This is a genomic window from Caloramator mitchellensis (assembly GCF_001440545.1).
GTDB classification, from domain to species: domain Bacteria; phylum Bacillota; class Clostridia; order Clostridiales; family Caloramatoraceae; genus Caloramator; species Caloramator mitchellensis.
Genome location: NZ_LKHP01000007.1, coordinates 60,666 through 73,001 on the forward strand (window position 1 = coordinate 60,666; position 12,336 = coordinate 73,001).

The 12,336-nt window shown below is 32.6% G+C and carries 12 protein-coding genes; 3 read left to right on the forward strand and 9 right to left on the reverse strand.

Annotation, left to right across the window (positions count from 1 at the left end):
• Position 1 precedes the first annotated feature (1 nt).
• Genes ABG79_RS07255 through ABG79_RS07265 form a run of 3 tightly spaced genes read right to left on the reverse strand, consistent with a single transcriptional unit; the run spans position 2 to position 2,680 of the window.
• A complete protein-coding gene (locus tag ABG79_RS07255; protein WP_057978645.1) occupies positions 2 to 823 on the reverse strand; it encodes a carbohydrate ABC transporter permease in 822 nt (273 codons plus the stop codon).
• Positions 813 to 1,670, reverse strand: coding sequence for a carbohydrate ABC transporter permease (locus ABG79_RS07260; RefSeq protein WP_057978647.1), 858 nt, complete (start codon positions 1,668 to 1,670; stop codon positions 813 to 815). Before ABG79_RS07260 ends, ABG79_RS07255 begins: the two co-directional genes overlap by 11 nt.
• Before the next feature lie 2 nt (positions 1,671 to 1,672).
• Complete coding sequence (locus ABG79_RS07265) at positions 1,673 to 2,680, reverse strand: LacI family DNA-binding transcriptional regulator (protein ID WP_057978649.1); 1,008 nt, start codon at positions 2,678 to 2,680, stop codon at positions 1,673 to 1,675.
• Between the two features lie 164 nt (positions 2,681 to 2,844).
• Here ABG79_RS07265 and ABG79_RS07270 point away from each other — a divergent pair, with 164 nt between their 5' ends.
• A complete protein-coding gene (locus tag ABG79_RS07270; RefSeq protein WP_057978652.1) occupies positions 2,845 to 5,142 on the forward strand; it encodes an EAL domain-containing protein in 2,298 nt (765 codons plus the stop codon).
• A 41-nt stretch (positions 5,143 to 5,183) separates the two neighbouring features.
• Here ABG79_RS07270 and ABG79_RS07275 read toward each other — a convergent pair whose 3' ends face one another.
• The 6 genes from ABG79_RS07275 to ABG79_RS07300 all read right to left on the reverse strand — a co-directional run bounded on the left by ABG79_RS07275 (position 5,184) and on the right by ABG79_RS07300 (position 10,344).
• Positions 5,184 to 6,125: an SPFH domain-containing protein gene (locus ABG79_RS07275; protein ID WP_057978654.1), complete on the reverse strand. Its 942-nt coding sequence runs from the start codon at positions 6,123 to 6,125 to the stop codon at positions 5,184 to 5,186.
• Positions 6,126 to 6,560, reverse strand: coding sequence for an NfeD family protein (locus tag ABG79_RS07280; protein WP_057978656.1), 435 nt, complete (start codon positions 6,558 to 6,560; stop codon positions 6,126 to 6,128).
• 130 nt (positions 6,561 to 6,690) lie between these two features.
• Positions 6,691 to 7,653 carry a polyprenyl synthetase family protein gene (locus ABG79_RS07285; RefSeq protein ID WP_057978658.1) on the reverse strand — a complete coding sequence of 321 codons (963 nt, stop codon included), beginning with the start codon at positions 7,651 to 7,653 and terminating at the stop codon, positions 6,691 to 6,693.
• 4 nt (positions 7,654 to 7,657) lie between these two features.
• Complete coding sequence (locus ABG79_RS07290) at positions 7,658 to 8,176, reverse strand: Gx transporter family protein (protein WP_057978660.1); 519 nt, start codon at positions 8,174 to 8,176, stop codon at positions 7,658 to 7,660.
• Positions 8,177 to 8,186: 10 nt separating this feature from the next.
• On the reverse strand, positions 8,187 to 8,549 hold the full coding sequence (locus ABG79_RS07295; RefSeq protein ID WP_057978662.1) for a NusG domain II-containing protein: 363 nt from the start codon (positions 8,547 to 8,549) through the stop codon (positions 8,187 to 8,189).
• A complete protein-coding gene (locus ABG79_RS07300; protein ID WP_057978664.1) occupies positions 8,536 to 10,344 on the reverse strand; it encodes an FAD-dependent oxidoreductase in 1,809 nt (602 codons plus the stop codon). Before ABG79_RS07300 ends, ABG79_RS07295 begins: the two co-directional genes overlap by 14 nt.
• Positions 10,345 to 10,506: 162 nt before the next feature.
• Here ABG79_RS07300 and ABG79_RS07305 point away from each other — a divergent pair, with 162 nt between their 5' ends.
• Both ABG79_RS07305 and ABG79_RS07310 read left to right on the forward strand, forming a co-directional pair.
• Positions 10,507 to 11,268 carry an FMN-binding protein gene (locus ABG79_RS07305; RefSeq protein WP_057978666.1) on the forward strand — a complete coding sequence of 254 codons (762 nt, stop codon included), beginning with the start codon at positions 10,507 to 10,509 and terminating at the stop codon, positions 11,266 to 11,268.
• A 43-nt stretch (positions 11,269 to 11,311) separates the two neighbouring features.
• Positions 11,312 to 12,328, forward strand: coding sequence for an FAD:protein FMN transferase (locus ABG79_RS07310; protein ID WP_057978668.1), 1,017 nt, complete (start codon positions 11,312 to 11,314; stop codon positions 12,326 to 12,328).
• The last annotated feature ends 8 nt before the right edge of the window (positions 12,329 to 12,336 follow it).

Genomic DNA, 12,336 nt, shown 5'->3' on the forward strand with positions numbered 1-12,336 from the left:
TTTAACCCTTTATCGCACCGCCTAGGTAATCCGACCTTATATATCTTTGCAGTGCAAAAGTAATTATTAAAACAGGAATTGTTAGTATAGTTGAATATGCAGCCTGCTGGAAGAAACCACCTCTTAAAACATAGTAGTAAATCTGTAAAGGCAACGTCTTTGTTGTTAGCGAAAGATATAGTGCGTAGGTGAATTCATTCCATGAATTAAGCCATGTAAACATCGCAGCTACCGCAAGCCCTGGAGCAGCTACTGGCAATACTATTTTTAATAAAGTTCTTATTCTGCCCGCACCATCGATTGATGCCGCCTCCTCCAAGTCCAATGGAATCGTTTCAAATGTTGAAACTAAAATCCACGCTATAAATGGCAGCTGTTCTATAAGATGTGCAAGCACCAACCCTATATTTTTATCGAGCAAATTCCATTTTAAAAATGTTACAGAAATAGGAAGTGCAATTCCTACGTTTGGAAACATTCTTGTAAAGAAAAGTGTTAGTATTATTCCATATTTTATTTTTCTATCAAACCTTGAAATAGCATAGGAAGCAGGTGCAGAAACAATTAACGCTAAAATCATAGTCAATGTCGCCACTATAAAACTCTTGTAGAGGGGAGGCCACAAGTTACCCGACTTAAACACCTGCTCCCAATGTTTAAACTCAAACCTTGTAATTAAAAATTTAGGGCTGGAAGTTAAAACATCTTCCGGAACTGCAAACGATACCCTAAATAGTATATATACAGGAATTATCATAAATAAAACAATGATTATTATTCCCATGTAAAACATCGATTTACCAAGTAATTTATTATTTGCCATGTCTTACTCCCTCCCCTCGGTCAACGATTCTGAAGTATAAGAACATAAATATTATTATAATCAGCAATAGAATAGTAGACGAAGCCGCTGAAGCATTTAAGTTGTTGTATGAGTATTCATCATAGGCATATGTTGCAAGGAATGGAGTAACTCTTCCTGCAAGTATTTTTGGAAGTTCAAATATTCTAAATGAGTCAACTGCTCTTAAAATCATGGTCATAGTTATAGATGGCTTTAATAAAGGCAATGTAACGCTAAAAAATGTCTGAGTTTTCGATGCCCCATCGATTGCACTTGCCTCATAAACTTCTGATGGAATCGATTCCAAACCAGCCAAAAGCAAAAGCACCACTACCGGCAGTACCTTCCATGAGTCTGCAATTGCAATAACAAATATATTTTTTATCCCCCCCGAAGTCCACGCTATAGGCTTTGATATTATTCCTAACGTATAGAGCAATTTGTTTAAGTAACCCTGTGTTCCAAATATATAAAGTAGAGTAACACCAGAAACAAGGGTCGGAACACCCATCGGAAGTAAAACTAAAGATCTTACAAGTCCCTTTCCTCTAAATTCATACTTTAGTGCCATTGCAATAAAAAGACCAACCACAAGTTGAAAAGTTAAACCAACAAACGTAACTGCAATCGTGTTAAATATTGCCATCCTAAAATCCTTTTTAGCAAACAAATATTGATAAGTAGTAATTCCAATTGCCCCTGTATCTTTATCCTGGAAGCTCAGAAGAATAGTTTTAAATATTGGTAAAATAGTAAATCCAAGAATATACAGTGCAAGTGGAAGTATTAGAATGATTTCAAAGGCATTTTTTTTCAAAAACTTCATTCTCAATCCCCCTTTAATTTGCATGAGCTTCTTTCAACTAGTTCAAACTCAAGAACTTCTCCTTTTTCTATTTCTTCACCCTGTATTAGCTTTAATAGTTTTTCCATCCCCTTAGCTCCCATTTCGTATCTCGGCTGCTTAATGGTAGTAATTGGAGGATAAAAATACTGTGCAAGTTCTATTCCATCGAATCCAATAAGCGAAAAATCATCGGGTATTTTAAATCCGTGCTGCATTGCACATGAGGCAGCACCAACTGCCATAGTATCCGATGCAGCAAATATTGCACTAGGCTTGTCTTTTAATTTAATAATCTTTAGCATATTTTGAAAGCCGCTTTTGAATTTATAATCTCCATGAAAAATATAATCTTCCCTGACTGCAATTTTATTTTCTGTTAGTGCTCTTTTATATCCTTCTATTCTTGGGATACCAGCATTAGGATCATCGTTTTTACCTGCAAGCATTGCAATTTTATTGTGCCCGAGCTTAATCAGATACTCGGTAGCCTTATAAGCAGCTTCTTCATTATCTATAGTAACGCTGTGGAATTCTTCGTTTTTGTCCTTGGTTGCAATTAAAACAACCGGAATATTAATTTTTCTAAAATCCTTTTTCAATTTATCGTTTATCGTATTACTGATAAATAAAATGCCATCCACTTTCTTTTCCTTTAAAGTGATTAATGCTTCTTTTTCCTTTTCTCTTTTTAAATCTGTATTTAAAAGGATTATATTATATTTATATTTATTGGCAATATCCTCTATTCCTCTAACTATATCAGAATAAAAGGCACTTGAAATATCTGGAATCATAACCCCAATTGAATTAGTAGATTTAATCTTTAAACTTCTTGCTATAGCATTTGGATTATAATCAAGTTCCTTGATTGCTTCTAATACCTTTTTTTTAGTTTCCTCTGATACCGAAGGGTGATTATTCAATACCCTTGATACAGTTCCTAATCCTACCCCTGCTTTTTTGGCTACATCCTTTATTGTAGCTGTCATTTTATCACCTCTTGGAAACGTTTCCTAAAATGATATTATCACAATTTTTTATAAATTGCAATATTTTTGTTTTCTTAAAATAAGTTTTGTATTATAATATGAATAGTTTTATTTGGGAAATATTTTGAAGTTTATCTAATCACTGTTACTTCGGAGGAACAAGTATGAGCATAATTAATAAAATATTGATATATATCACCATTACAGTTACATCAGTTTTATTATTTATAATAGGTGCATCAAATTATTTTATCCTTGAACCAATTTATAAATTAGAAGATTCAATTGCAAATTCTGATATAAAAAGGTTAAACAGGCACGTTAACAATGAACTCAATTTGATATATAATTTATCCTTAGATTATTCAAAATGGGATGAAACCTATAACTTTGTGATTAATAAAAATACCGATTACATAACATCTAACTATTATTACGATATATCTTTTGATAAAAACGGAATTAATTTTATATTTATAACGGATAGAAATGGAAATATATTATATGAAAGATATAACCAAAATAGCAATATGGATATTCAATTAAATAAGTCAATTAATCATTCTATTAAACCTATCCTGGAAGAATTTATAATAAAAAATACCGCTGATTCTTCTGGAATAAATTTTATTAATAACACACCGGTTTTGTTAAGCATTCAAAAAATAACAAAAAGCGATGATTATGATAACTATAATGGTTACTATATTGTGGGAAAATATATAAACCCTGAAGAAATTGAAGAAATCAAGAATGCAACCGCACTGGATATTAACTCTATATTAAGTTCTAGCATTATTGAAAATAAGACAATTAAGGATTATGATACTATAACAGCTTATTTAAGTTTTAAAGATGTATTAAACAAGCCATCCTCAACATTTATCCTCGAAATAAACAGGCAATATTATTTAGAAACGCTTAAAAATCTTAAAATACTATTAATATTATATTTATTATTTGTAGGTCTTGTTGTAAGCGTACTGTTATATAAGTTAAAAAAAGATGTATTCAATCGAATTCTCCATATTCAAAATATCATAAATAATATAACAAAAACATCAAATTATTCATTGAGAATACCTGTAAAAGGTAAGGATGAAATTGCACTTTTTTCAAAAAATATAAATCTAATGCTTGATAACCTTCATGAATCCAATGAAAAGTTAAGAGAAAGCATTGATGAAATATACCATCTTGCATATTTTGACCAACTGACCCAGATGCCAAATAGGCAACACTCAATGAGTCAAATAGATACTTTGATAAAGAAAAATATTAAATTTACTACGTTCCTTATAGATATAGACAATTTCAAAAATATAAACGATGTCTATGGTCATGATTTTGGGGACATAATAATTAAATATATCGCAAAGCGCATAAGAACTTTATTTAAACGAAATGCATTTATTTCAAGGATTGGCGGTGATGAATTTCTTCTAATATTTGAAAATCTTCATGGAACATATAGGATTCAAAATGCAATCAATGATATAATTGGTATTTTTGAAAAACCTCTTCATTTTAAGAATGAAAATTTATTTGTGAGCGCATCAATTGGAATTGCTGAATTTCCTAAGGATGCAAATTCAATGCAAGCAATATTAAAAAACGCTGAAATTGCAATGTATGAAGCCAAGAAAAATAAAACAAAATATTGTTACTTTGATCCATCTATGAATGAAAAGGCCATGACAAATGTATATCTTATAAACAATTTGAAGCAAGCACTTGAAAACGAAGAATTTTTAATCAACTACCAACCTATTTATAATATAAATGAGAACAAAGTAACTGGAGCTGAGGGATTAATCAGGTGGAGAAAGGGCGATAAAATAATACCTCCAAATCAATTTGTCCCCATAGCAAAAGAATTAGGTCTAATTGTAGATATAGATAACTGGGTATTAAAGGAGTCATGTAAGCAATGCAAAGTTTGGCATGAAATGGGATATAAGGATTTTACTATTTCAGTTAATACTTCTTTTAAACAATTAATAGATAGTAACTTTATAAGCTATATAGAAAATACATTAAAAGAATTAAATCTTGAACCAAATAGCCTTATATTAGAAATCACAGAAGATGAGGCTCTTGAAGATATTGACAGAGTGGCTGATATATTGAATAAAATAAAGAGACTTGGAGTTAAAATTGCAATAGACGATTTTGGGACAGGATATTCTTCTCTTATATATATAAGCAGACTCCCTATCGACTTAATAAAGGTAGATAGGTCTCTTATAAACGACATAGAAAACACTAAAAATCTTGAAATAATAAAATCTATAGCCCATCTTGCAAAAGCACTTGATATTTCAATTATAGTCGAAGGTGTTGAAAACGAAAGACAGCTTGTAGTGTTAAAACATTTTAACATAGACAAAATTCAGGGCTACTTTATTGGAAAGCCAGTTGTAAAAACTGAATTTGAAAAAAATTTTTTAAAAAAGGCATAAATAAATCCCCACGAAATAATTCATGGGGGTTTAACTTATCATTATTTTTTAAGTGTTTCTGCGATTGCTGCAATATTCCCAAGCGTTGAAATTGCTTCATTAGGAAGAATGATTTTGTTTGCTGGGTTCTTGGCCATTTCTTGAAGGGCCTCAACCTGCTTTAGAGCAATTACAACTTCGTTAGTTCCAGATTCTATTATAGCTTTGTTTACAGTATTAATGGCTTCAGCCTGTGCAACTGCAATACGTTGAATTGCCATGGCTTTTCCTTCTGCTTCTAAGAGCTGTGCCTGCTTTTGTCCCTCAGCTCTTCTGATGTTTGCTTCCTTTTCAGCTTCCGCCTCAAGAATTCTTGCCTGTTTTAAACCTTCTGCCCTTGCAATGGAGCTTTGTTTTTCACCCTCTGCCTGAAGTATTGCTGCTCTTTTGTCTCTTTCTGCCTTCATCTGCTTTTCCATAGCCTGTTGAATCTCAGCAGGTGGAATTATATTCTTAATTTCAACTGAAAGTATCTTAATACCATAAGCATCTGTTATCTCATCTACAACCCGTAAAAGCTCATTGTTTATTTTGTCACGTCCTGATAAAACCTCATCAAGTGACATGTTACCAACAATGTTTCTCATATTAGTTATGGTTGAATATATAATACCCGACCTGTAATTTTCAATATTATAAATAGCTGATCTGGCATCCATAACCTTATAGAAAATTACGTTGTCGATAGATATCTTAACATTATCCTTTGTTATAACCGACTGTGGCTCAATATCAAGTATTTGCTGTTTTGTTGAAACCTTTGCACGAACAAAATCAGCTATTGGAATTAAAAAATGCCAGCCTGGCTCTAATATTCTGTGGAATTGTCCAAACCTTTCAACTACATAAAGATAACCAGTATTAACAACCCTGATTGCCGATACTATAATCATCAATACTATTAAACCTACAAAAATAAGAAAAATATTTGCAATAATGTTCATTTATATACCCCCTTCAACCTTTTCAACTAATATTTTATTGCCTTCAATGCCAACAATCTTAATTTTGTCTCCTTTTTTGATAACCCCGTTTAAATTTTTTACAGTCCAGTATATGCCTTCAATTTTAACAAGAGCCTTATCTGCTATGTCTTCATCAGCTACAAGTTCTCTTCCTATATATTCTTCCTCCATTCTCAGAGTCTTATTTACAGTTTGCTTAATCGTCCTTTTAATTATAGGATAACTTACTCCAAATGTCGCAGCGCTTACAATTAAAAATACAATAATCTGAACAGCATAGGCAGCACCAAACATACCCGAAATTATTGCAAAAATAGAACCAACGGTAAAAACAAAAAATACATATCCGCTAGTTACAATATCAGCAATAATTCCTGCTATCGCCACTGCTATCCACAAAAAAAGTAAACCCATAAAAAACCCCCTTCGTCATATTATAAGTATATTATACTTCTAATAATTTACAAATTAAACTGTCATTTACGTTCAAAATGACAAAAATTTGTCTATTTGGGGCTTTAGGGTTTCTATTTATCGGTCTATCTTAATAATCCCTCTTTAAAAGCTTGTTTGCTGATTCTTTTAAAATACTTTTAGCCTGTGCTTCTGGCAATTTATCAATCAATCTTAATGCTCTTTCTGTATATCTATCGGCTAATTCTTCAGCCTTTTTTATTCCACCCTTGTCATTTGTTATCCTTATAACTTCATTAATTTCTTCTTCAGACAAATTACCCTTAGAGAGTAAATTTTTCAAATATCCATCTTCATTAATAGCATAAAGAATAGGTAAAGTATAAATCCCCTCTTTAATATCGTTTCCAACCTTCTTCCCTATTATCTCTTCTTCGCCTACCATATCAAGTATGTCATCTTTTATTTGAAATGCCATTCCAATATTAAAACCTGTTTCCTTTAGAATGTTTGAAATTTTTCTTTCACAATTCGACTCAATGGCTCCAATATAAAAACTTAAAGCAAATAATACTGCTGTTTTAGACGCAATACGTTTAAGATATGAATTAATAGACACATCCACCTTGCCCTTAATGTTAAACTGATGTATCTCGCCAATGCATAACCTCTCCATGCTTTTAACTGTATCCTTTAGGACATCAATCTTTTCACAAGTTGTTAATAGCCCAATACACCTTGCAAGAAGAAAATCCCCTATAATAACAGCATAATTCTGTCCATACTTATTCTGAACAGTTTTTATATTTCTTCTAAATACAGAATTATCAAGTATATCATCGTGAATTAAAGTCGCATTATGAAACATCTCAACTGCAGCTGCTATATTGAGTATTTTTTCCGACTTATAATCACCGAATTGCGCAGATAAAATAACAAATGCAGGTCTTAACATCTTGCCGTTCTTGGCAAAAACCTCGGTTAAAGCTTCCTCTATTGTTTTATCGCTGTTTCTTATCTTTTTAAGTATTATCCTTTTTACTTTTTCAAGCTCATCTACTAAAAAAGGATATTCTCCCCAGAAATTAGCCATCTAATCACCCTTTTATCATATAATTGACATTTATCTTTCTTAAATGCTCTATAAGATATTTTGCTGTAAATCCTATAAAGATTCCTGTAACCAATCCTGTTATCAACAGGAATGGAAGATACCAGAATATATTTATATTTTGCAGTATTAACATAGCCACTAAAACTTGTCCAATGTTATGGGATATGCCTCCAATCATACTAACTCCTACAGCGCTTGCCCTGTCCTTTAAAACTTTCATTGCTATAAACATCATTGAAAAGCTCAGCATTGCACCGGAAAGGCTAAAAAGAAATGAAGATAAATTCCCTGTCAATATTGTCCCAAGAAAAACTCTTAGTATTATTATTATCATAGTCTCCACAGGACTTAAAAGATAAAGCGATATTACAGATATTATATTAGCAAGTCCTATTTTAGCCCCTGGAAATGCAAATGGAAGCTGAATAAATGATTCAATTATAAAAAGACAAAGGGCCATAGAAGTTAGAATGGCACCCAAAATTATCCTTCTTAGTTTCATCCTATACACCTCAATAAGCAGAATCGTCTATTCCTTTTCTTTCGCCTGCTATTTCTACGACAATTTTATGGGGCAGGCAGATGATACTCTGACCTGCCCCAGTTATAATCCCAGTATCAACACAAACCTTATCGCTGCAGTTCGCATCCTTCATATATACTTTGCCGTTTTCAACTACAATTATATTGATATCATCGGCATCCTTAATTTCAATCGTCTTATTTTCGTTAATTTTAAGGCTTGTATACAGTTTTGCATCCTTGTATATATTCACATATTTTCCTGCGTTTCTATTCATATAAAAATGTGCTACCTGAATTGAACCTGCTAATATCAGCGTTATAACTATAATTATTATTTCAAGCCTTTTCATATATTCCCCTCTTTTTAAGTTTAAAGTTCATCTTGCCTCTAAACGTCTTCTCCCATAATCTATAGAACCATGGAATTACATAATAGTCAAGTCCAAATGCACGTCCTGCTCCACCCATAAGCGGAATTGCTCCAAATATATACCATAGTATTTCCTTGCCTGCCATAGCAGATAAAATAAAGTTAAAGCATAGGAATATTGAAGCAAGTGAAGCAAGCGTTGTAAATAATCCACCTATAAGCGCCAACCCTATTCCCAACTCTCCAAGCACAACCATAACTTGGAATATATAGGCAAAAGGTTCAACAAATATATGCATAAATTGTGTATATAATTCTGGTGGCTGCTTTAATAATGGAACAACCTGCGTAGCAACCTGTGATGCTTGGGTTGCAGCATCGGCAGCCTGTGATGCACCGCTTACATTAGAAGTAGCAACTATGAATATATTGTTTGGATTTAACCAACCATCCTTTACCTTTCCAATACCTTCTAATAGCCATAGAACGCCTATATAAAGTCTTAGAGGCACTAACCAGAATGTTGGAGTCTTATCTGCAAAATGTCCTCCAACCATGGACTTATTATCTTTTATATCCATAAAATGATGTTTGAAGTAATCCCAAATGAGCAATAAACCACCAATGCCAAATAAATAATGCATATTAACAAGATGCTTTGCAGCCATAGCTAAAAATCCTGTCAAATCTCTTCCCATCAATGTTGCAACGCAGTATCTTGAACCTATCGATACCATGAATCCATGATAATTCGACTTAAACTTTTCCTTTTCCTTTCCTTCAATGTCTGCAATTATATTTTTGGCTGCAACATCTGCAGTTTGTAGTGCCGTTTCAACTATTTGTGGTATTCCAACATTGTTTTCCTCTAAATAGCTTATATCTCCTATAACATATACATTTTTGTGGTCAACGCTCTGCATGTATTCGTTTGTAAGTATTCTTCCTCTTTTACCCATTGTAAGATTGAGTTTTGATGCAAAGCTGCTTCCTTGAACACCACATGTCCATATTAAAGTCCTTGTGTTTATTTCATCTCCACCCTTAAGAAGTATTTTATCTTCCATAACTTCAACGATTGGAGAGTTTGTTCTAAGCTCTATATTCAATTTATTTATATAGTATTTAGCCTTTGAAACCAATCTTTCGTTTAATGTGGTAAGTATTCTATCGAGCGCCTCAACGAGTATAACTCTCACTTCTTTTTCATCTATGTTATACTTATAGCACAATTCCTTTCTAAATTCAGCAAGTTCACCAGCTGTTTCAACTCCTGTAAATCCAGCACCTGCAACAACAAATGTCAATAGCTTGGCTCTTTCTTCTACGCTTGTTGTCTTTGATGCCCTTTCAAACATATCTATTATATGTCTTCTTATTTCAACCGCATCATCTAACGACCAGAGCGAGAATCCATATTCCTTAACTCCCTTAACTCCAAAATATGCTGGTTCGCTTCCAATATTGATTATTAGGTAGTCGTATTCATAGACTGAGTTATTTGATACTAACTTTCTCTCGTTAAAATTAATATCGGTTATTTCGTCAATAATTACATTTACATCAGTCCTATGGAACATTCTGCTGAGTTCAACCCTAACAGCATCCTCTTCAACTCTCCCTCCAGCAACCTCATGAAGTTCTGTCATAAGGGTATGATATGGATTTTTGTCGATTAAATAAATTTCAGCTTTTTTCTTAAGTTTCTTATTTAATAGTTTCGCAGCTCTTACCCCGCCATATCCGGCACCCAGAACTACTATTTTTTGAGCCATAATAGCACCCCCGTTTAAAAAATCATGTTAATTATATATTAAATCTTTTTAATAATTATTTCAATAAAAATTATCAATTGATTTTAATTTTTTTTCATGTTAAAATATAATTAAGAAAATTTAACTTTTATTGTTCAAATATTAACAAACGGAGGGGTTACTGTGAAAAAAATTCTAGGTATACTTTTATCAACTCTACTTACGTTGTCGCTTTTAGCTTCATGTGGAAGTAAGACAACAAGTGAAACAAACACAAATACAAATAACACATCAAACAACACAACAACTACAAGTGCTAAGTATAACGATGGCACATACACTGCATATTCAGATGCAACTCCAGAATCAAAGGGTTATGCTTATGCAGAAGTAACTATAAAAGAAGATAAAATAACTGAAGTAAAATTATACGAAGTAAATGAACTTGGAAAACTTAAGGATTATGCAAATTATCCAATGAAGGAAGCAAAAACTGCCAACGAAGAAATGGCTAAAAGGTTCGTTGAAAAAAATTCAGCTGACGTAGACACATTTACTGGAGTTACAAACAGCTCAGAAAAATATAAGCAAGCAGTTGCACGTGCTCTTGAAATGGCAAGCAAAGAAAAGGATGCAAAAAAATACTTAAATGGAACATTCCTTGCAAGTTCAGACCAAAATGCTAAGCAGGGATATGCTCTTGCTTATGTAACAATTCAAGATGACAAGATTACTAAAGTAGTTCTTCAGGAAGTTGGAGAAGACGGTAAAATAAAGGACTATTCTACTTATCCATTAAAGGAAGCAAAAACTGCTAACGAAGAAATGGCTAAGAGGTTCGTTGAAAAAAATTCAGCTGATGTAGACACATTTACTGGAGTTACAAACAGCTCAGAAAAATATAAGGAAGCTGTTAAAAAGGCACTTGAAATGGCTACAAAATAATGGCTGCCCATATGGGCAGCTTAATTTTTGAAAGGATGATGGTATGAAAAAAATAGCTTTTTTTATACTTTTTATAACATTTATATTTACTGGATGCAATAAGGCAAATTATGAACCAGTTTCAAAGACTGACTTTTACATGGGAACGGTAGTTACGATTAAAATTTATAATAAAGCAAGCGACGAAATATTCAATAAAGCCTTTGATAGAATAAAGGACCTTGAAAATAAGTTTAGCATCAATATCGAAGGAACTGAAACCTTATCTATTTCAAAAAATATCGGTAGCTTTGTTAAAGTTTCAGATGATACTTTTAATGTTATTCAAAAGGGGCTATATTATTCAGATTTATCCGGTGGTAGATTTGATATAACAATAGGACCTTTGGTTAAAATATGGGGTATAGGGACGGACAATGCGAAAATTCCAAACAAGGATGAAATTGAATGGGCAAAGAATTTAGTAAATTACAAGAACGTTCAAACTGATGAGAGCAGTAAATCAGTAAAATTAACAGGGGACGAAATGCTAATCGACCTTGGTGGTATTGCAAAGGGATATGCCGCCGATGTGTTAGCTGAAACTCTTAAGGAAAATGGAATAAAGAGTGCAATAATAAACCTTGGTGGAAATGTTTATGCCCTTGGCAAAAAACCTGATGGAAGCAAGTATAAAATAGGAATTCAAACTCCTTTTAAGGCGAGAGGAGAAATACTTGGAAACATTGAAGTTAGCGATATGTCAGTTGTAACGTCTGGGATATACGAAAGATATTTTGAGGATAATGGCAAGACATATCATCATATTTTAAATCCTTTTACTGGATACCCAGTTGATAATGACCTTCTTAGCGTTTCAATAATTTCAAAAAAATCAGTTGACGGGGATGCCCTATCGACGACAGTATTTTCATTAGGCTTAAAGGATGGAATGGAATTTGTTAAAAAACTGGATGGAATTGAAGCAATATTCGTGACTAAGGACAAAAAAATTTATATGACCGATGGTATTAAAGACAATTTTAAATTGTTAGACAACCAATACTCCATCGCAAATTGATACTTAAT